The sequence below is a fragment of the Methylobacter sp. BBA5.1 genome (assembly GCF_000746145.1).
GTDB classification, from domain to species: domain Bacteria; phylum Pseudomonadota; class Gammaproteobacteria; order Methylococcales; family Methylomonadaceae; genus Methylobacter; species Methylobacter marinus.
Genome location: NZ_JQKS01000030.1, coordinates 20138 through 40613 on the forward strand (window position 1 = coordinate 20138; position 20476 = coordinate 40613).

14 protein-coding genes are annotated in these 20476 nt (G+C 55.8%); 12 read left to right on the forward strand and 2 right to left on the reverse strand.

The window, feature by feature from the left end:
- Window positions 1-43 precede the first annotated feature (43 nt).
- The 4 genes from EK22_RS17260 to EK22_RS17275 all read left to right on the forward strand — a co-directional run bounded on the left by EK22_RS17260 (window position 44) and on the right by EK22_RS17275 (window position 7252).
- Window positions 44-2152: a RelA/SpoT family protein gene (locus EK22_RS17260; protein WP_036252979.1), complete on the forward strand. Its 2109-nt coding sequence runs from the start codon at window positions 44-46 to the stop codon at window positions 2150-2152.
- Between the two features lie 68 nt (window positions 2153-2220).
- Window positions 2221-4932 (forward strand): DNA polymerase I, encoded by a 2712-nt coding sequence (polA, locus tag EK22_RS17265; protein ID WP_036252981.1) that lies wholly within the window; start codon window positions 2221-2223, stop codon window positions 4930-4932.
- Between the two features lie 580 nt (window positions 4933-5512).
- The gene (locus EK22_RS17270) at window positions 5513-6361 is read left to right on the forward strand and encodes an HDOD domain-containing protein (protein WP_036252982.1); all 849 of its coding nucleotides are present in this window, start codon (window positions 5513-5515) and stop codon (window positions 6359-6361) included.
- Between the two features lie 9 nt (window positions 6362-6370).
- The gene (locus EK22_RS17275; RefSeq protein ID WP_036252984.1) at window positions 6371-7252 is read left to right on the forward strand and encodes an MBL fold metallo-hydrolase; all 882 of its coding nucleotides are present in this window, start codon (window positions 6371-6373) and stop codon (window positions 7250-7252) included.
- On the opposite strand, the gene yihA is transcribed toward EK22_RS17275, so the two are convergent.
- Entirely contained in the window at window positions 7225-7857 is a 633-nt protein-coding gene (yihA, locus tag EK22_RS17280; RefSeq protein ID WP_036252986.1) for a ribosome biogenesis GTP-binding protein YihA/YsxC, read from the reverse strand. The genes EK22_RS17275 and yihA overlap by 28 nt on opposite strands.
- 109 nt (window positions 7858-7966) lie before the next feature.
- On the opposite strand from yihA, the gene EK22_RS17285 reads away from it, so the two are divergent.
- From EK22_RS17285 to EK22_RS17310, 6 genes are all read left to right on the forward strand, one after another.
- Window positions 7967-8647 (forward strand): c-type cytochrome, encoded by a 681-nt coding sequence (locus EK22_RS17285; RefSeq protein ID WP_036252989.1) that lies wholly within the window; start codon window positions 7967-7969, stop codon window positions 8645-8647.
- A gap of 223 nt (window positions 8648-8870) precedes the next feature.
- Entirely contained in the window at window positions 8871-10844 is a 1974-nt protein-coding gene (locus EK22_RS17290) for a cytochrome c biogenesis protein ResB (RefSeq protein ID WP_036252991.1), read from the forward strand.
- Window positions 10845-10885: 41 nt separating this feature from the next.
- Window positions 10886-12055, forward strand: a complete 1170-nt coding sequence (ccsB, locus tag EK22_RS17295) for a c-type cytochrome biogenesis protein CcsB (RefSeq protein WP_036252993.1) — start codon at window positions 10886-10888, stop codon at window positions 12053-12055.
- 3 nt (window positions 12056-12058) lie between these two features.
- Window positions 12059-12685, forward strand: a complete 627-nt coding sequence (locus tag EK22_RS17300; protein WP_036252995.1) for a thiol:disulfide interchange protein DsbA/DsbL — start codon at window positions 12059-12061, stop codon at window positions 12683-12685.
- Window positions 12686-13369: 684 nt separating this feature from the next.
- Complete coding sequence (locus EK22_RS17305) at window positions 13370-13741, forward strand: cupin domain-containing protein (protein ID WP_036252997.1); 372 nt, start codon at window positions 13370-13372, stop codon at window positions 13739-13741.
- Between the two features lie 84 nt (window positions 13742-13825).
- Window positions 13826-14530 (forward strand): YdcF family protein, encoded by a 705-nt coding sequence (locus tag EK22_RS17310; protein ID WP_051961954.1) that lies wholly within the window; start codon window positions 13826-13828, stop codon window positions 14528-14530.
- A 562-nt stretch (window positions 14531-15092) separates the two neighbouring features.
- Here the strand turns inward: EK22_RS17310 and EK22_RS17315 are convergent.
- Window positions 15093-17027 carry a sulfatase-like hydrolase/transferase gene (locus EK22_RS17315; RefSeq protein WP_235209438.1) on the reverse strand — a complete coding sequence of 645 codons (1935 nt, stop codon included), beginning with the start codon at window positions 17025-17027 and terminating at the stop codon, window positions 15093-15095.
- Window positions 17028-17965: 938 nt separating this feature from the next.
- Here EK22_RS17315 and EK22_RS17320 point away from each other — a divergent pair.
- Together EK22_RS17320 and EK22_RS17325 are read left to right on the forward strand one after the other, a co-directional pair.
- Complete coding sequence (locus EK22_RS17320; RefSeq protein ID WP_036252999.1) at window positions 17966-19144, forward strand: M20 metallopeptidase family protein; 1179 nt, start codon at window positions 17966-17968, stop codon at window positions 19142-19144.
- The gene (locus EK22_RS17325; protein WP_051954362.1) at window positions 19125-20282 is read left to right on the forward strand and encodes a carboxylate-amine ligase; all 1158 of its coding nucleotides are present in this window, start codon (window positions 19125-19127) and stop codon (window positions 20280-20282) included. Before EK22_RS17320 ends, EK22_RS17325 begins: the two co-directional genes overlap by 20 nt.
- Window positions 20283-20476: the final 194 nt, after the last annotated feature.

A 20476-nucleotide genomic window follows, 5' to 3' on the forward strand; every position in this document is an offset into this window, starting at 1 on the left:
CTATCATAATTGCCAAGTTCTGCTAATCGTTTACAATCATTAGATGCAAAAACACAACGATTCCAACAAACCGCTGTTTACCGGTTTTTCCGCTCCGGACAGGGCGCGGATTGACCAGGCGCTGGCCATCGTCGCGCAAATTCCTGATGATCCTCACTATTACCGCCCCAAGGGCGTCGATGTCGCCGGTATTTTGATGTCGTTTAATATCGACCTGAAAACTATCCTGGCGGCGATACTCAGCGATCCCCGCCTGGCGAATCTAAATCCCCGGCCCAACATTTCCGAACAGTTCGGCGACACAGTGGGGGCACTGGTCAAGGATGTCAACTGGCTCAATACCCTGACCGTTTACACGCCGGAAATGGCCCGCCAGCCGAACCAAGCCGAAACCCTGCGCCGCATGCTCTTGTCCATGACCCAGGACGTGCGCGCCGTGCTGATCAAACTGGCTTACCGCGTCCAGCGCTTGCGCAACCTGTCTCGGGAATCCTATGAAGTCCGGCATTTTATTTCCCGGGAGACGCTGGATATTTATGCGCCGCTAGCCAACCGCCTCGGCATCCACCAGTTAAAGTGGGAACTCGAAGACATGGCGTTCCGCTATCTGGAGCCGCAGATCTATCGCCGCATCGCCACCTCCCTGGCCAGCAAGCGCGTGCATCGGGAAACCTGCATCAACAGCTTTATCGCCCAGCTGCAAAAATCACTGGCCGATGCCGGTATTTACGCTGACATCTACGGCCGCCCCAAGCATATTTACAGCATCTGGAAAAAGATGCAGCGCAAGCAACTGGACATAGAGGAACTTTACGACCTGCTGGCGGTGCGCGTGATCGTCGACAATCTGTCCAATTGCTATACCGTTCTGGGCCTTGTGCACAGCCATTGGCAGACGATCCCGAAGGAGTTCGACGATTACATCACCAACCCCAAGGAAAACGGCTACCAATCCCTGCACACGGTCATTCTCGATACGAACGGCAATCGCATCGAAGTCCAGATCCGCACGCGTGAAATGCATAACTTTGCCGAACTCGGGGTCGCCGCGCACTGGTCCTACAAAGAAGGCGGCGGGCACGATGCCGCCATTGAAAAAAGCATCGCCTCCCTGCGTAAGCTGCTGGAAGAAAAAGACAACGACGAGGCGCTGGTCGAAAACTTCCGCAACGATCTGTTCGGCGATCGCGTCTACGTGCTGACGCCGGCCGGCAAATTGATCGATCTGGTCAAAGGCGCCACGCCGCTGGATTTTGCCTATGCGATCCACAGCGAAATAGGTCATCGCTGCCGCGGCGCGAAAGTCAACGGCCGCATCGTGCCGCTGACCTATACGCTGAGATCGGGCGAACAGGTGGAAATCCTGACCGCCAAGGAAGGCGGCCCCAATCCCAACTGGATAGACCATAACCTGGGCTATTTAAAATCATCGCGTGCCATCAGCCGGGTCAAAAGCTGGTTTAAAAGCCAGCAGCAGGCGCAGAACATCGCCACCGGCAAAGCCATTCTGGACAAAAAATACCAGCAGCTGGGGCTGAAAATGGCCAATCTGGAAGAACTGGCCAGGCATTTCAAGCAGCCCGACACCGACAAGCTGCTCGAGGCGATCGGCCGCAGCGATATCAACCCGCGCCAACTGGCGGCATTTTTCAAGATCCCGGAACTGGAAGCGCCGCCCGCCAAGGCCAGGCAACAGAAATCGCCGGCCAAATCCGCCGTTTCCGTGGCCGGTATCGATAACGTGCAGACCACGCTCGCGCAATGCTGCCAGCCGGTTCACGGCGACGATATTATCGGTTATATCTCGCACAATAAAGGCATCACCGTGCATCGCAAAAATTGCGAGAATATCGAGCATTTAAGTCCAGAAAAACGGTCCCAGCTGATCGAAGTGAGCTGGAGCTCGCAAAAATCCAGTCACGCCGTGCCGATTGTTATCCATGCCTTTAGCGCGCAGAATCTGTTAAACGACGTGTCGCAGGTGCTGGCCCAGGCCAAAATTCATATTTCCAATGCGCTATTGAACACCCACCCGGATTTCTCGGCGGATCTCAACCTGACCATTCAAATTGAAAACACCGATCAATTAAGCCAGGTGCTGACTAAAATCAATCAATTGCCTAACATAGTCGATGTGAAGCGTAAAACCTAATGTAGCCGCATGGGGCGAATAACCGCGCCCCACGCGGCATTGTATTCTTAAACTTAATACCTGCACCTATGCCCCAAGACACACAAAAACGCCTGATCCTCGTCGACGGCTCCTCGTTCCTGTTCCGCGCCTACCACGCCATCCCGCCGCTGACCAATCCGAAAGGCGAGCCGACCAATGCCATCCTCGGCGTTTCGAACATGCTGCGCAAGCTGATCGCCGATTATCAAAGCGATTACATCACCGTCATTTTCGATGCGCCCGGCAAGACCTTCCGCAATGACCTCTATGACCAATACAAGGCGCACAGGCCGGCCATGCCCGATGACCTGCGCGTGCAGATCGAACCGCTGCATCATCTGATCCGGGCGATGGGCCTGCCATTGATCATCGAAAACGGCGTGGAAGCCGACGACATCATGGGCTGCCTTGCGCAACTGGCCGAGGGACAGGGATTTCACGTGGTGATTTCGACCGGCGACAAGGATATGGCCCAGCTGGTCACCGAACACATCACACTGGACAACACCATGTCCAATGTAAAGCTTGACATTCAGGGCGTCATCGACAAATTCGGCGTAAGGCCCGAACAGATCGTCGATTACCTGGCCCTGATCGGAGACACCGTCGACAACATTCCCGGCGTGCCCAAGGTCGGCCCCAAAACGGCGGCCAAATGGCTGGAGCAATATGAAACGCTGGAAAACCTGATCGCCTGCGCCGACCAGATCAAAGGCAAAATCGGCGACAACCTGCGCGCCAGCCTGGCCCAGCTGCCGCTATCGAAGCAGCTGACGACCATCAAATGCGACCTGGACCTGCCTTACGGCCTGGAAGACCTGAAACGCCGGCCCGTGGACGAAGCCGAGCTGAAAACGCTGCTGACCGAGCTGGGCTTTTTATCGTGGCTGAAACTGCTCGACAGCCAGAGCGAGATGCCCGCCGTTCCGGAGCAGAAACCGGCCGCCCCGGACGCGGTTTATGAAACCGTTCTTACCGAGGACCGGTTCAAGCACTGGCTGGAACAGATCGAGCAGGCGCCGCTGTTCGCCTTCGACACGGAAACCACCGACCTGAACTACAGCAAGGCCCGGATCGTCGGCGTCTCCTTTGCCGTCACGCCGGGTCAGGCCGCTTACGTGCCGCTGGCGCACGACTATCCCGGCGCCCCCGATCAGCTGGACAGGGCCGCCGTCCTGGAACGCCTGCGCCCGCTGCTGGAGAACCCGGATAAAGCCAAACTGGGCCAGAACCTGAAGTATGACGCACACGTGCTGGCCAACCACGGCATCACGCTGCGCGGCATCGCCCACGACACGATGCTGGAGTCATATGTGCTGAACAGCACGGCCACGAAACACAACATGGACGACCTGGCCAAGGAATATCTGGGCATTGACACGATTCATTACGAGGATGTGGCCGGCAAGGGCGCGAAACAGATCCCGTTTCAGGAAGTGCCGCTGGAACAGGCCGCGCCTTATGCGGCCGAGGATGCCGACATCACGCTGAAACTGCATCAGGTGCTCATGGCGAAGCTGGCCCCGCACCAAGCCCTGATGAAGCTGTACTCGGAAATCGAAATCCCGCTGATCAGCGTGCTGGCGCGCATCGAACGCAACGGCGTGCTGATCGACACCGCCATGCTGGCGCAGCACAGCCTGGAACTGGCCGGTCACATGGCCGCGCTGGAGCAGCGCGCCCATGACCTGGCAGGACGTGCGTTCAATCTCGGCTCGCCGCAGCAGATCCAGAACATCCTCTATGACCAGCAGAAGCTGCCCGTACTGAAGAAAACGCCGAAAGGCCAGCCGTCCACCGAAGAATCGGTGCTGCAGGAACTGGCCCTGACCTATCCGCTGCCCCAGCTAATTCTCGAATATCGCAGCCTGAGCAAACTCAAGTCGACCTATACCGACAAACTGCCGCAACAGGTCGACGACCAGACCGGCCGCGTCCATACGTCCTATCATCAGGCCGTGACCGCGACTGGCCGCCTGTCGTCGACGGATCCTAACCTGCAGAACATCCCGATCCGCAGCGAGGAAGGCCGCAAGATCCGCCAGGCGTTTATCGCGCCCGCAGGCTATAAAATCGTCGCGGCCGATTACTCGCAGATCGAACTGCGTATCATGGCGCACCTGTCCAATGACGCCGGCCTGCTGAAAGCCTTCAGCGCCGGCGAGGACGTGCACCGCGCGACGGCCGCCGAAGTGTTCGGCGTGGCGCCCGACCAGGTCACCCCCGACCTGCGCCGCTCGGCCAAAGCGATCAATTTCGGACTCATTTACGGCATGTCCTCGTTCGGCCTGGCGCAGCAGCTCGGCTTGTCGCGCAACCAGGCGCAGTCCTATATCGACCTGTATTTTGCCCGCTATCCGGGCGTCAAGGATTACATGGACAACACCCGCGCCCTGGCGCGTGAGCAGGGCTACGTGGAAACCCTGTTCGGCCGGCGCCTGTATCTGCCCGAGATCAAATCGCGCAACGCCGCGCGCCGCCAGTATGCCGAACGCACGGCCATCAACGCGCCGATGCAGGGCACGGCCGCCGATATCATCAAACGCGCGATGATCTTCACCGATCGCTGGCTGCAACAAAAACAGCCCGACGCCAAAATGGTCATGCAGGTGCACGACGAACTGGTATTTGAAATCGCCGAAGACCAGCTGGACAGCTGCACGGCCGAGATCAGAAAACAGATGTGCTCGGCCGCTGATCTGAACGTGCCGCTGGTCGTCGATATCGGGACCGGCAACAACTGGGATGAGGCGCATTAAAGATGCCTTGATGGCTGGGGCAGTCAGCCATTACTTGAAAGCAACGACTGTTGTGAAAATTGAGTTTTGTTATTGACAAGCCTGCCTGAAAAATACAGTAGGGTACGCATCGCGTACCTTTGCCAGCGATTCCGGTGAATGCCATCTCAAAAGGTACGCGATGCGTACCCTACCGGACTGGGATGAGGCGCATTAAAGATGCTTTGCCGGCTAAATTGTAGGTGCGAATTCACTTGTGCCCCTTGAGGGTATTCGCACTATCCGCATCGGCCATTGCCTCGCGTCAGACCAGGAATTCAAATGCCGCGGCTGACGGTAAACATGGTAAAAAACCGCCCGCGCGCAATATCATTAATTAATTAAAATTTGGCCGGAACTTTTTAAATTGATCTGCGTCATATGGACGTACGCCTTAAAACGGCGTCAAGTCAGTCAATTCCCCCCTTAATTTATTGGCTGATTTTCTTTTCAAGCCCCGATATATTCACATGTATTCGGGGCTTTCTTTTTACCGCTATTCCACAATCGATTTTCTCTGTTATGCTATTTCAATATTAAATATTGTTTAGCGTATCTTTTAATGGCACAACCGGAAAACGATAAACTCATTGCTTTCGTTGAAAAAATGCCCGCTTTTCCTAAAAGCGTACAGAGAGTGCTTCAACTCACTTTCGATCTCAATGCACCGGCCAAGGAAATCGTGCGCGTCATCGAATGCGACCCGATTATGACGATTAAAATCCTGAAGGCCATCAATTCGTCCTTCTACGGTCTGCCGAAAAAAATCAGTTCGATACAACGCGCGGTCGTGCATCTCGGCCTGAATACGATAAAGAACCTGGCGCTGGGCGTCGCCGCGATGGGCATGCTCAATAACAAGAACCGGGCTGGCTTCAATACCGATGACTTCCTGCTGCACTCGCTGACGACCGCGGCCGTCAGCCGCATGCTGGCGGCGCGCCTGGGTCTGCCGCTGTCCGAATGCAGCGACTGTTTCGTGGCCGGGCTGCTGCATGATTTCGGCAAAGTCGTATTGGCCGAATTTATGCCGGCCGAATTCAAAGCCGTCCTGGAAAAAAGCAAGCAGCGGAATATGCCGCTGAACCTGGCCGAACTGGAATTCATCGGTTTCGATCATGCCCAGGCAGGCAAAATACTGGCGGAAAAATGGGAGCTTTCCGCACTGCTGGTCGATGCCATCGCCAATCACCATGACACAGGCGACAGCGACAATCCGATGCGGGACTGCCTTTTCGCCGCCAATCAAATCAGCAAACACATGCAGTCGGGCGATGGCGGCAATGCCGTAATCGAACCTTTCCCCGACTTCATCGACACGCGTTTCGGGATGCCGTTCACTGCGCTGATTGATGCCTTAGGGGATCTGGAACTGATAAGAACAGAAGCCCGCTCCTTGATCGCCCTTTAAAAAACAGCCATGAAATTTAAATTCTGGGGCGTCAGAGGATCCATACCGACACCGGGGCCCGATACGGTCAAATACGGCGGCAACACGACCTGCATAGAGATCAGAACCGATGACAATGATTTGATCATCCTCGACGCCGGCACCGGCATCCACGCGCTGGCCCAGGCGCTGCACCGGGAAATGCCCATTACCGCGCATATCTTTATCACCCATACGCATTGGGACCACATCCAGGGCCTGCCGTTCTTCACGCCCATGTTCATCAAGAACAACCAGATCAACATCTACGGCGGACTGGACCCGGTCACCAATGAGAGCATTCACCGCGCCCTTTCCGTGCAGTTGCAATACAGTTTCTTTCCGATTCGCGAAGCCCAGCTGAATGCCGGCATTGAATACTTCACGATCAAGCCCGGCGAGCCGACTTGCATCGGCCGCGCCAAGATCACCCCGATTGTGCTCAACCATCCCGTATTGAATTTCGGCTATCGGGTTGACTGCGACGGGCAATCGCTGTTTTTCACCGGCGATTACGAGCCGCAAGTCAATATTTACAGCGCATGCGATGAAGAATATCCGGAATTCCAGTCGTTTATTGAAGCCAAGCGCGAGGAAGTCACGCTCGCCATGCGGGATGTGGACGCGCTGATCGTCGACTCGTCGTACACCGGCGAAGAATACGCGACCAAGCAAGGCTGGGGGCATGGCACTTATGATTCGGCCATCAAACTGGCCGCCGATGCCCAGGTGAAAAAACTGTTTCTTACGCATCATGAACCGACCCGCAGCGATGCCGAGCTCGATGCTATTTATGAAGCCCTGCTGAAAAAATATCCGGCACTCGGCTTCGAGTTGCTGTTGGCTCAGGAAGGGATCGAAATCCCGCTTTGATCGGGTTCGGCGCGGCTGAACAAATTATCCAATGCCTCATGCACTTCATCGATACCGGTTTTCTTCAATGACGAAAAAAGCTGGATCGTCAGCGGACAGCCGGCATCGTTCAGTTCTCTCTTGACCTGCAACAGCGTATTTTTGGCGGCCCCGTAAGTCAGCTTGTCGGCTTTGGTCAGCAGGATATGCAACGGCAGGCCGGCATGCTCGCACCAGGCGATCATCTGCCGGTCGAACTCGGTCAAGGGATGGCGCACGTCCATGACCAGAATGATGCCGCACAGCGACTTGCGGTGCATCAGATAATGCTCCATCAGCTCATGCCACTTTTTCTTCACGTCCACCGGCACTTTGGCATACCCGTAACCGGGCAAATCGACGAAACGCAGCCCGGCGTTGATTTCAAAAAAATTGAGCATCTGCGTCCTGCCCGGCGTTTTACTGATCCTCGCCAGCGCGTTTTGCCGCGTCAGGGTATTGATCGCACTCGATTTCCCCGCGTTGGAGCGCCCCGCAAAGGCGACTTCCAGGCCCTGGTCGGCCGGCGCATTGCGCATGTGCGGCGAACTGTTGATAAATTTTGCCTGGTGATAGATGGGATTCATCGTTGCCTCGCTTAAGCTTGTTAATTAGAGTAGAATTCGACTGTTAAGTAGCCGACCAATAACTATAAAGGCTACCATAAATGATGACTTTATTTCGAAGGGGAACCTGATGAAGAAAAAATTGCTGGCACTTTCAATGGCTCTGGCGTTTACGGGTGGCGCCACACATATCGCACATGCCCAAGGCTCTATCAAGGCAGGACAGGAAAAAGCGGCTGCCTGTGCCGGCTGCCATGGAGAGGACGGCAACAGCATGGTATCAACATTCCCCAAGCTTGCACAGCAACATGCCTCTTATCTGGAAAGACAGCTGAAGGACTTCAGGGACGGCACGCGCAATGACCCGGTCATGTCGCCGATGGCGATGCCCCTGAGCGATGAAGACATCGCCGACATTGCCGCCTACTATGCCTCCAAACGCGTTTCGGCCAACCAACTGCCGGTTCTGGACGATGACGATGAAGAGGAGCAACCGGTCTCGGAAACCGAAAACAAGGAAGACCCCGTGCAAACTCTGATCGCCCAGGGCAGCGATCTTTACCGCAACGGCGACCTGAAACGGAAAGTATCGGCCTGTATCGCCTGCCACGGCCCTTTCGGCGAAGGCAACAAGCCGGCGGCATTTCCGGCCTTGAAGGCCCAGCATGCCGATTACCTGATCAAGGCGCTGAAAGATTTTAAAGCCGGCGCCCGCAGCAATAATCCGGAAAACATGATGCACATGATCGCCAAGAAAATGACCGATGATGAAATCAAAGCCGTTTCCTATCGCATTTCGATGATGAAATAGCCGATATTACGCAGTCAACTCTCATATTCATCAAATCATCGCAGCCGGGTCGAATTCATTTATGCCCTATGGGTACTTGTGCCCTTTAGGGTATTCGACCCGAAACGGCCGCCGGGCTTTATCGAAGCAGCAGGCCAGCAATGAATACCCTGTAATGCTTGAATCTTTCAGTATTTACCCGACATCCCTCAGAACGGGATAGTCATAGTTAACCTATAAATCAATGTCTTCCGTTAACGCGTCCCTGCCCCGTACTCTTTTCCGCTTTCTCGGCTCCATGAACCTGGCCATCACGCTGCTGGTTGCCGTGGCCATCGCCGCCGTGATCGGCACGGTCCTGAAGCAGAACCAGCCCTACGTCGATTATGTGCTGAAATTTGGCCCGTTCTGGTTCGAGATCTTCAAGGCCCTGGACCTGTATGATGTCTACTCGTCCAGCTGGTTTTTAACGATTCTGACGTTTCTGGTGGTGTCGACCAGCGTCTGCGTGTACCGCAACACCCCGCACATGCTCAGGGACATGCGCAATTTCCATGAGCATGCGCACCGGACCGCCCTGCAGCGCCTGGCCCATCATGCCCAATGGCAAAGCGCCCAACCGCTCCGGTCCAGCAGCGATTATGTCGGCGCCCTGCTCAAACACAAACACTATAAGATCAAGCGGCTCGACACCCAGGACGGCCAGCTGATCGCGGCCAAAAAAGGCGCCGGCAGCCGTCTCGGCTATATTTTCACGCATGTCGCGATCGTCATCATCTGCATCGGCGGGCTCCTGGACGGCAACGTGCCGTTGAAAATCGCCCAGATGCGCGGCGATATCGCTGTCGAGACGCGCCGGATTCCGGCCAGCGAAGTGCCTGAGCAAAGCACGCTGCCGGCCGACAACCTGTCCTTCCGCGCCAATATCGACATTACCGAGGGCAAGGCCGCCAATATCGCCTTCATCGACTTCAAGGACGGCTACCTGGTGCAAAAACTGCCGTTTACCATCCGCGTCGACGATTTCCGCATTGAGCATTACGAAAGCGGCCAGCCCAAGTCGTTCGAGAGCGATCTGGTCATTATCGACGAGGACTCAGGCGCGCCGGTCAGACAAACCATTTCGGTCAATCATCCATTCAGCTACAAGGGCTACACGATTTACCAGAACAGCTTCGGCGACGGCGGCTCGCAGCTGAAGCTGGCCCTGCACCCGCTGACCGGCACGGGCGGCCAGGCGCGGGAAATCGAAGCGACGGTCAAGCAAGCGCATCCGATCAAAACCGCGTCCGGCGAGCTGTCGCTGGAAATCGTCGACTTCCGCCCGTTCAACGTCAATCCGGACCCGACCGGCGTCAAGAAATTCCACAATATCGGGCCCAGCTTCCAGTTCAAGCTGCGCAAGGCCGACGGCACGGCGCAGGAATACATCAACTACATGCAGCCCGTGCAACAGGACGGCGAATCCTTCTACCTCAGCGGCATGCGCCGCTCGCCGGCAGAACCGTTTCAATACTGGTTCATTCCGGCCGACACGGAACAGCGCCCGGACCGGTTCCTGAATTTTCTGGCGGCGCTGCACAATCCGGACCGGCTCAACCAGGTGGCCCTGGCCACGGCCCGGGCCACCGAAAACAGCCAAAGCCTGCCGGCCGCCGAACAGCAAAAAGTCGCCGACTTCATGATCACGCTCAGCCGGCAGTTCATCGACGGGGGCAACGAGCGCATCTCGGCCCAGATTGAAAAATCGGTGCCGGAAGAGCAGCGCCGACAGGTCGCCGAACTGTATGCCACGGTCCTGCACCAGTTCCTGAGAAATATGTATCTGACGATACTGGAACAGGAGGGCGTCGATATCGACCAGCCGGTCAGCGATTTCGACATGCGCTTCTTTGAGAATGCCGTCAATGCCCTCAATGTCAGCCATCAGTACGGCTCGCCGTTTCTGGTGTCGCTGAACAGCTTCAAGCACATCGAGGCGACCGGCCTGCAAGTCACGCGCTCGCCGGGCCAGTGGCTGGTATTTCCGGGCTGTCTGCTGCTCTCCGTCGGCGTATTTTTCATGTTCTACCTGCCGCAGCGCCGGCTCTGGGTGATCATCAGGCCGGACGGCGAAAAATCGTCGCTGACCCTGGCCGGCAGCGCCCTGCGCAACCGTTATGACTTCGACAGGGAATTTGAACTGATCAGGCAAGACCTGACCCAAAAGCTAACCTGATCCCGCCGGATCTCATCTGTAACCAATCTCTGCATACCGCTATGGAAAATCTTTTAGATCAAGACTTCAAATCAGACGGCTTTTTAACACAGCGCTCGCGCTTTGACTGGGCCTGGGCGCTGCTGATCATGGCCGGCACCGTGTTCGCCTTCAGCCAGTACCGGCACCTGATGGATGGATTCGAAATCGCCATCCTGCTCGGCAGCGGCCTGTTGACGGTCTGGCTGGGCTGGTTCTGGCCGTCATTGCGAACCTTTACTTTGGCCATCGCCGGCCTCAGCCTGTTCGCCATTGCGCTTTACGGAGCGGACCTGTCGGCGGCCGACAGCAATTTCTTCCTCAAATACCTGCTGGCCAGCCAGTCGGCCATCATGTGGATGAGCGCGCTGTACGTGATGGCAACCGTCACCTATTTCGGCCATTTGTTTTCCGGCAACGCATTCTCCGGCAAGGTGGCGGGCTGCCTGACCTGGTCGGCCACGGCGATGGGCATGGCCGGCCTGATGGTGCGCTGGCGCGAATCGTACCTGATGGGCGCCGATATCGGCCATATCCCGGTCAGCAACCTGTATGAAGTGTTCATCCTGTTCTCGCTGATCACGGCGCTGCTGTACCTGTATTACGAGCAGCGCTACAAAACGCGCTCCCTGGGCGGCTTCGTGCTGCTGGTCATCAGCGCCGCGGTAGGCTTTCTGCTGTGGTACACCTTCGACAAGCAGGCCCATGAAATCCAGCCGCTGGTGCCGGCGCTGAACAGCTACTGGATGAAAATCCACGTGCCCGCCAATTTCATCGGCTACGGCTCGTTCTCGCTGGCCGCCATGATCGGCGTCGTGTTCATCCTGAAAGCCGGGGCCGAAGCCCGAAACCCGAACGGCCTGGCGGCCACGCGCCTGCCGGCGCTGCCGTTGCTGGAAGACGTCATGTACAAAGCCATCGCCCTCGGCTTTGCTTTTTTCACGCTGGCCACTATACTCGGAGCCCTATGGGCGGCGGAGGCCTGGGGCGGCTACTGGTCATGGGACCCCAAGGAAACCTGGGCCCTGATCGTCTGGCTGAACTACGCGGCCTGGCTGCACATGCGCCTGACCAAAGGCTGGAATGGCAAACCGATGGCCTGGTGGGCTATCATCGGCTTTTTCGTCACGTTGTTCGCGTTCCTTGGCGTCAATATGTTTTTGTCCGGATTACATTCTTATGGAGAACTCTAAATCATGTTAAAAAAAATCATCCCAACCGGTCTTTTGATCCTGTTGTTTTCATGGTCCATGCTGCTGAAAGCCGAGCCAGTCGGTTATGAAACCCTGTCGCAGGCCCAACCGACCAACAATCCCGCCAAAGTCGAAGTTATCGAGTTCTTCTGGTACGGCTGTCCGCATTGCTATGACTTTGAGCCGCTGCTGAGAAAATGGGAACAAAACCTGCCCGACTATGTTGAATTCATCCGCCAGCCGGCCGTGTTCAGCAGCCTCTGGGGCAAACACGCCAAGGCCTATTTCACGGCCGAGGCGCTGGGCGTGGTCGACAAGGTGCATGCCGATTTTTTTGACGCCATTCAGGTCAAAAAACAGAAACTTGAAGACGAAGACCAACTGGCCAAATTCTTTGCCGAGCACGGCGTCGACGAAGAACAGTTCCGCGCCGCCTACAATTCCTTCCTGGTCGACACGAAAATGCGCCAGGCCGGCGCGATAGCGGCCCGATACGGCGTCACCGGTGTGCCAGCCGTCATCATCAACGGCAAATACAAAACCAACGGCCCTTTAGCCGGCTCTCATGAAAAGATGATCGAAATCATGAACCAGCTGATCGAACAGGAACGCGCTAACCTAAGCAAATAGCTCAGCCTAATCTGGCAATTACTACGGATTGATACCCTGATACCGTAAAATGAACAGACATGTAGGGGCGAACCTGTGTGTTCGCCCTTGCCCAATGGTTCGCCTTTGGTCTGTGGTTCCCCGATAGCCTGTTGTGCACCCGAAACAGGGCGGACACGTAGGTCCGCCCCTACAATGCATCCGCACGATACAGACTCCCTTTGCCCTGGTTCCCACGGTCCTCCGTGGGAACCCATACTGAGGCTGAGCGCGGGCACGGTTCTTAATATTAGCACCTGATCTTACGCCCGGCAGTCGCGATGTATACCCAAAGGGCATAAAGGCATCGCTCCCACAGTGGCGCCTGAGTCAATTATCCGCGTAACATCAGTTAGCAAAATGGAGGTAGTTAGCTGCATCGGATTCTGCTATGTTATTCGCCCGAGCCACCATTTGATTAAGGAGCGGGTGATGAAACGATCAACACTGATGCTTTTTATACTGGTAATACTTTGGGGCTGTGAAAATACCAAAGGACAAAATCGGCATGACCCCAATCATCATGACAACGTTATGCAGAATAATCGCGAATAGCCCGACAGGGGCCTTGTTTATCCTATCGGTTGAATCGGGTTTCAAACGCCACGGCAATGCCTGAATATCAAAGGCAAGGCCTGTTTTTTTATTGAATGCAAGGAGTTGACCATGGAAACGGTATGGCGCTTCAAGCCCGAAACCGAGTTCTATACCGACGAGAAATGTTTCATTGTCGAGATGCTCAATACGCCCGATGATGAAGCCTGCTCAATTGCCCGGGCTCGCGTCGAGCCCGGCATTACGACCTGCCTGCATGCCGTCCGCGGTACGGTCGAACGCTATGTCATCCTTGAAGGCGAGGGAGAAGTGGAAATAGATGGCGCCCCGTACGTGCCGGTTGGCCCCGCTGATGTCGTGTCTATTCCCGCAGGCCGTTCTCAACGGATCAAAAACACCGGCACTACCAGTCTCGTCTTTCTTGCGATCTGCACGCCGCGATTCAGGCCGGAATCCTACGTGGATTTGGAGACTTCCGCCTGATGCGCCAAAACCGCGCCCAAAGGTCGCCGGCAAAGGACAGAGCAACAGCACGTTTGAACGGATCGCTACAGTCCTGATAAACCCATGCCCTTAATTTCCTTCCATTTATTTCATCTCAGAATGATCCCGGTTCCCACTGTTGCCGGGATACTGTTTTTTACTTTAATCGGCTGCGGAAGCCTGTCGGCCGTTGTTTACGCACTGCCCAATTTTTTAGCTGTCAATAGTCCTGTCCGGCATGGTTTACTGGTTGTCGAGGGCTGGGTTTCACTGCCGTCTTTACGCATGGCGGCGGACACTTTTCAACAGGGCGGCTATGAAGCCATTGTCGTCAGCGGCGGGCCGATTGAGGGCAACTTCTGCCGGTCCGGATTTAGCACTTACGCTGAACGCGCCGCTTATGAATTGAAGCAATTAGGCATTGCCGACGCGCAGATTATTGTCGCTCCCGCGCCGGCATCGGCTCAGGACCGGACTTATCGAAGCAGCGTTTCTGTCAGGCAGCTGCTTGAGTCTCAGGGACGCAAAGTTACCGCTTTCGACCTGTTCAGCAGCGGCCCCCATACCCGGCGCTCACGCAATCTCTATCAATTGGCGTTCGGGAAGCATGTGGAAGTCGGCACAATTGCGGCGCCGCCATCGACCTATGATTTTTCGCATTGGTGGAGAAGTAGCGCCGGTGTTAAAGAGGTGCTTGCCGAGGGCATTGCCTATGCCTGGACGCTCTGTTGTTTTGAGCCCGGGAAGCCGGAGTCCTGGGAGGAAGCGTGGGGGAATGGGCGAAAATAGCCTTAACCCGGAAAGTTCATACAGCCTCGAAGGGCATGAACGACTTGTATGATTAACACCAAGCAACTTAACCCGTTTTATTAGAATAGAATTCCATAGCGTTTATTTATTAGCCGGAAACACCACCTTCAGGCATGGGTCGCCATGAAAACAAGCCATTCACTGACCGACAGGGCATTTCCTCATTCCCACGCTCCTGCGTACCCTGAAGGGCATAAATGGGAATGCAGACAGCAGCTGGAATGAGCACCGGTATGGGTTCCCACGCAGGAGAGACAGTGAAAGTATTCAATTTAAGGGATTTAACCACGAAGGACACGAAGAGCACGAAGTTTTAAGCTTTTGATTAACTTAATTTTTTCTTCGTGTCCTTCGTGATCTTCGTGGTGAATAAGGCTTTTTATGACGTTTTTCACTAATTCTTTCACAGCCTCGTACCCTACTGTATTTTTCAGGCAGGCCTGTCAATAACAAAACTCAATTTTCACAACAGCCGTTGCTTTCAAGTAACGGCTGATTGCTCTAGTGGCGCCTTTGGCCTTCGTGGTGAAATATATTCTGGTCAGCACGCCGGTTGACTCGGTACGGTGCCATTGCTGGTATTGGGTATCAACCGTTTTTGCTCGCACTGCTGAACCAGTAATGCCGCCAGCTCTTGCTGTTGGGCTTGATAGCTGAAGTTCCCATAGAGATTGCTCTGCTCCAGGGGATCATCCGTCAAATTGTACATCTCGAACTCATCAGGCGCCGGAGCCTCCTTTACGGTCACGGTATATTCGAATGTGTAAGTGCCTTCGGCGGCAGGCAACGGCTCTTTGGGCGGAATCACGACCGTATCACTGGGGGGTGTCTCCGGATCGCTCCAGAATTGGGGATTATCGAAATAACGCGAGTATTTCCAGAGTTTCCCGTCCGAAAGCCGCGCGATCACGGTCTCGATATGGTTGGGCTGGATGACTGAGTTATAGGGAATTCCGGTCCAGTTGTCCTGATCGAGGCCCCGGCTGGGATCGTCATCGGTCATGAAATAAACCGGCGCCTCTTCCATGGCATCAGAACTCACCTCACTGAGCACCAGCGGCGACAGGTCGCGGCCCACCAAGGGTTGGGCGTCGGTATGGTTCCGGGCGAGTTGCTCGCGAAGCGTCTCCTGGTCGAGACCGGCCAGCCCCAGCAGCGTAGGCAACAAATCGACATGACTGGTCAGGGTATCCACCGATTGCGGCCGCGGAAACAAGTAGGGATTGGAAATGATCAGCGGGACATGGACGACTTCTTCATAGGCGGTATACCATTTCTGGTGCAAGCCGCCGTGCGAACCGAGGAGATCGCCGTGATCGGAGGTGAAGATGACGATGGTGTCGCGGCTAAAGCGGGAGTTGAGCAGGGATTGGTAGACCCTCATCATTTGTTCGTCGACGTTTTTATGCAGCTGGTAATAGAACCGGACATATTCCTCTTCGAAAAGGATAGGCTGAAAAACACTGTGATAGGCGTCTTTGTAACTGGATTGACAACCGGGCTTGTTGTTCCCGGCCAGATTCTCCGCTTGGGTCGGCCCCGAGGGAGCGGGCTGCAGCAGAAACTCCGGTACGATATCTTCAATCGTGAAATCGAAGCTTCCGGAAAGCTCTGCCGCCAATCCCCAAAGCGTAATATCGTGGGGATTGAGAAAAGAACTGACGATGAGCCACGGTTGTTGGCTGTGGCTGTGATGAAGCTGCTGAATGAGTTGTTCCGCCTGATTGGCAAATCCGATATCCCGGCCCTGGGCGTCTTTAGCCGAGGATGCACTGTTGAGCGGTGCTCTTCCATGAGGCTCGGGGCCGATCCAGCCCGAAAAACCGAACGGCTCAAGCCGGTCCGCTTCAAGGTAAAGCGCCTCCTGGGCCGGCACGGGCTGGCCGCTTGAATCATAACTGGCGATCGGATCGTTAGTACCGGGGAGAATTAAATCGGCATCGGAGGCATGCCACTTGCCTTTCCAGTAAGTCTGGTAGCCGCCGGCCCGGAAGTAATCGCCAATCGTGGGAACGCTATTGGGATCCAGCCAGAATACATCCGGATCGGACGCTTCCTTGGCCGCCCCGGTGGTCTGGGTGACGCCATGCAGGGATGGATAATGGCCGGTATACAGGGAAGCCCGGCTGGGGACACAGGCGACCGAGGCGGCATAATGCCGATGGAATTCCATGCCCTGCATCCTCAGCGCATTCTGTGTTTTCAGGTAGGTTTGCCGAAATTCCTTGGCAAATTCGGTTTCATAAGGCGGCGGATAGCGCATCTCGTCGCACATGAGAATCAGGAAATTCGGCCGGCGGCCCTTCAGCCAGCGGGGGCCTTTTGACTTTCTCCCCGACGCGGCTTGAAGTTCCGGTCCGCCGCTGGCCGGGTCCGATAAGCCCAAGGCTCCCAGGGTTGCCGCGGCGGCGCTCGTGGCCAAAAAGTCGCGACGGGTTATCCCGTTTCGGGTTTTCTCATTTTTGTGATCAGACATGATGCGACCTCCAGGGAAGTGTTTGTATCTGATATAAGGACCAATGCGTTGTCCTGAATCCTGTTCCGCGTTAACCGCTTCATTTCGAACCTCGTGGCAGGACTGGCTTTCGCATGGGCGGCCGGGCAAGCGTCTGTTACTGATTGACGAAGCCGTTAATTCTGAAGCTGCGCTCAGCAAAGGGTATAGGAAAAGCCCAGCAAAAAAACTCGTGTCAAACACCTATAACTGAGACTCGGTACTTGCTACTCTTTTTGATAGCCAGATGGCTTTCTTTGCGGGTCAGGGGCAAGCCAGATATCGGGAGTTATTCAAGCGGCATATCGAAGGAGAATTATTGGAAGAGATTCGACGGATGCTGAACGAGGGGCTAGTACTTAGGAATGCGCATAAAATAACTTCCTCAAGTGCGCGGATGAATTTCCGGTGTAGGTGCGAATTCATTCGCACTAAACCGCGTAACCGACGAAATAGCGAGCGTTCCTGTTTCCAATGGTCCTCCATGGAAACCAATACCGGGTTTTGGGCGTGAATAATTGGGGTCAGAGTGAAAGCCTATTCCGCGAATCATACAGCCTCCTTGAATTAGAGCAATCAGCCGTTACATGAAAGCAACGGCTGTTGTGAAAATTGAGTTTTGTTATTGACAAGCCTGCCTGAAAGATACAGTAGGGTACGCAGTGCGTACCTTTTCCAGCGGTCCCGGTGAATGCCATCCCCAAAGGTACGCACTGCGTACCCTACCGGGTTTATGGTCACCTCTGGCGCCCTGTCGGTCAGTGAGCGGTCTGCACATTGACCGACAGGGCATTCACCCCGGCCGCAACCTTATCTCCACAATTGACCAACCTCATAAACATTAGCGGAATCTTACGCGGCAAATCGAATCAGATGTCATAACAACTTCGTTTTCGAGCAGAAAAGCAGTGGGAGAGGTTATGAGCGTGCAAGCATTGACTGAATGGATATTTCCCCGGATGGTGGAACTGCGCAGAACCTTCCACCGCTATCCGGAACTGGCGTTTGAGGAAGAGCAGACCGCGTTGGTCATCATGGAGGAATTGCAACGATTGGATATTCCTTTCGAATACGGCGGCGTAGGCGGCGGCGTTGTCGGCAGGATCAGCGGTCGGGACGATGGCCCGACGATCGCGTTGCGGGCCGATATGGACGGCCTTCCCGGCGACGAGACGACCGGACTGTCTTTCGCCTCTGTCAATCCGGGCAAAATGCACGCCTGCGGCCACGATGGCCACATGGCCATGCTTCTGGGAGCGGCCGCCATGCTCAAGGAAAATCCGCCGCCCGGCAATGTGGTGCTGATTTTCCAGCCGGCCGAAGAGCGCGGGGCCGGCGCCCGAGTGATCATCCAGTCCGGAGCCCTGAACCGCGTCAAGGCGATCTTCGGCGGCCATGTGATGCGTCAGTTCCGAGTGGGGGAAATCATGGTCGCCCCAGGCGTCATCACCGCCCAGTCCGATAAGTTTGTCATCCGGGTACGGGGGCGCGGAGGGCACGGCGCACGGCCCCATGAGGCTGTCGATGCCGTGGTCGTCGCCGGCCTGCTGATCATGGCGGTACAGACCCTGGTATCGCGGGAAATCAACCCGTTTCATCCGTCGGTGGTGACCATCGGCCAGGTACAGGCCGGCACGGCGCCTAACGTCATTGCCGAGCATGCCGTGCTGCAGGGCACCATTCGCACCACCGAACGCCCGGTGAGAAAACACATCATCGAAGGTCTCAAACGCATGGCGAAAGCGACCGGGGTCTTGCATAACGCCGTCGTCGATGTGGAAGTCACGGAAGGCTATCCGCCCGTGGTCAATACCAAACAGGAGGCGGAGATCGCCAGAGCCGCGGCGCTAAAAGTGGTCGGCCAGCAGGGACTGGTCCCCCTCGATTATCCCAGCATGGGCGCCGAGGATTTCGCCTATTATCTCGAACGGATCCCGGGCTGTTATGTCCGGTTCGGCGCCCGGCGCGAAGGCTGGGAGAACATTCCCCTGCACAGCCCGGCCTTCGATTTTGCTGAAGAGGCCTTGAAAGTCGGAGCGGCCTTCTTCAACGAGGTCGCAAGAGAAGCGATCAACACCTATGCTGCCCAGGAAGCCTGAGCCCGAGGCTCATCCCTATATCGAATTCAAGGCATGCCCGGAAACCACGCTGGGCATCGAAATCGAGTTTCAGCTACTGGATCCCGTTACCCTGGATTTGACCGATGGCATATCGCCCCTGCTGGACAATTATCCCGAAACGCCGGAAATCAAGCCGGAATTGACCCAATGTTCCGTTGAGATCAACTCGAAGGTCTGCGCAAACATCCGTGAACTGGAAGCGGATGTGATCTCGCTGGTCAAGACGCTGAAGGGCCGTTGCGAATCTTCAGGTATTATCCTTTGTACCGCCGGCGCCCATCCTTTCTGCCGGCATCCGGCCGGCATCACCCCGCTGCCGCGCTACCTCGCCATCGAGCAAAAAATGGCCTATCTGGCGCGCCGGCTGAAAACCTTCGCCCTGCATGTCCATGTCGGCATGCCTTCCGGGGATGCGGCGCTGGCCGTTATGACGTTGCTCAAGCCCTATTTGCCCATCCTGCTGGCATTATCGGCCAGTTCGCCTTTTTGGGAGGGGGAGGACACCAACTTTGCCTCCTTTCGTCAGCGGTTCTTGGCGATTTTCAGAGATTACGGCGTGCCGCCCAGTTTCAGTGCCTGGCACGATTTTGCCGAATTCTTCAAAAACACACGCACGGCCGGGCTGAGCGCCATATGCCGCGATCTGCACTGGGATTTACGCCCTTCCCCCGGTTTCGGCACCCTTGAAGTCCGGGTGATGGATGCATTGCCCACCGTCCGCGAGAATATCCTGATGGCGGCGCTGACCTACACCCTGATCGTCTATCTCCTCCGCTGTCACGAGCAGAAAGCAGGCGATCATCTGCAACCCCGCCCCTGGTGGATGGAAAAAATGAACAGTTTCAACGCCTCCTACCAGGGGCTGGAGGCCGACTATATCTTCGATGACCAGGGCCGCAATCGCCCTATCAAGGCCGTGATTCAGGAAACGCTGCAGAAATTGGCCCCAACCGCGCGTGAACTGGGAACCGCGGAGTATTTACAGCAGCTGGACAGTCATCTCGTCAGACACCCCAGCTATCTTCGTCAGCGACGGCTTTTTCTGGAGACCGGCTCCTTAAGGTCCCTGGTCGCCACGCTGGTCAAGGATCTGGAGCAGGAACTGGCGTCTTATTGAATCAAGGGACAGGGAGGCTCAGAGAAATCGCCCGGATGAAACCTGCGGAATCCAGGGCTTCGCAGGTTTCATCCGGGTTACGCGCTTTATATGGTTTTGCAAGCTCACTCCCTTTTTCTAAGACCATGCCAAGCCGGCGCCGTAGCGAATGGGAAATTCATCATTAAATTTGGTTATAATCGACCTTCTCCAGC

Coding starts and splice junctions, on each gene's coding strand:
- polA (WP_036252981.1), top strand. CDS start 2,221: ATGCCCCAAGACACACAAAAACGCCTGATCCTCGTCGACGGCTCCTCG.
- EK22_RS17285 (WP_036252989.1), top strand. CDS start 7,967: ATGAAGAAAAAATTGCTGGCACTTTCAATGGCTCTGGCGTTTACGGGT.
- EK22_RS17320 (WP_036252999.1), top strand. CDS start 17,966: ATGAGCGTGCAAGCATTGACTGAATGGATATTTCCCCGGATGGTGGAA.
- EK22_RS17290 (WP_036252991.1), top strand. CDS start 8,871: ATGTCTTCCGTTAACGCGTCCCTGCCCCGTACTCTTTTCCGCTTTCTC.
- EK22_RS17260 (WP_036252979.1), top strand. CDS start 44: ATGCAAAAACACAACGATTCCAACAAACCGCTGTTTACCGGTTTTTCC.
- EK22_RS17305 (WP_036252997.1), top strand. CDS start 13,370: ATGGAAACGGTATGGCGCTTCAAGCCCGAAACCGAGTTCTATACCGAC.
- EK22_RS17315 (WP_235209438.1), bottom strand. CDS start 17,027: ATGTCTGATCACAAAAATGAGAAAACCCGAAACGGGATAACCCGTCGC.
- EK22_RS17300 (WP_036252995.1), top strand. CDS start 12,059: ATGTTAAAAAAAATCATCCCAACCGGTCTTTTGATCCTGTTGTTTTCA.
- EK22_RS17325 (WP_051954362.1), top strand. CDS start 19,125: ATGCTGCCCAGGAAGCCTGAGCCCGAGGCTCATCCCTATATCGAATTC.
- ccsB (WP_036252993.1), top strand. CDS start 10,886: ATGGAAAATCTTTTAGATCAAGACTTCAAATCAGACGGCTTTTTAACA.
- EK22_RS17275 (WP_036252984.1), top strand. CDS start 6,371: ATGAAATTTAAATTCTGGGGCGTCAGAGGATCCATACCGACACCGGGG.
- EK22_RS17270 (WP_036252982.1), top strand. CDS start 5,513: ATGGCACAACCGGAAAACGATAAACTCATTGCTTTCGTTGAAAAAATG.
- EK22_RS17310 (WP_051961954.1), top strand. CDS start 13,826: ATGCCCTTAATTTCCTTCCATTTATTTCATCTCAGAATGATCCCGGTT.
- yihA (WP_036252986.1), bottom strand. CDS start 7,857: ATGAATCCCATCTATCACCAGGCAAAATTTATCAACAGTTCGCCGCAC.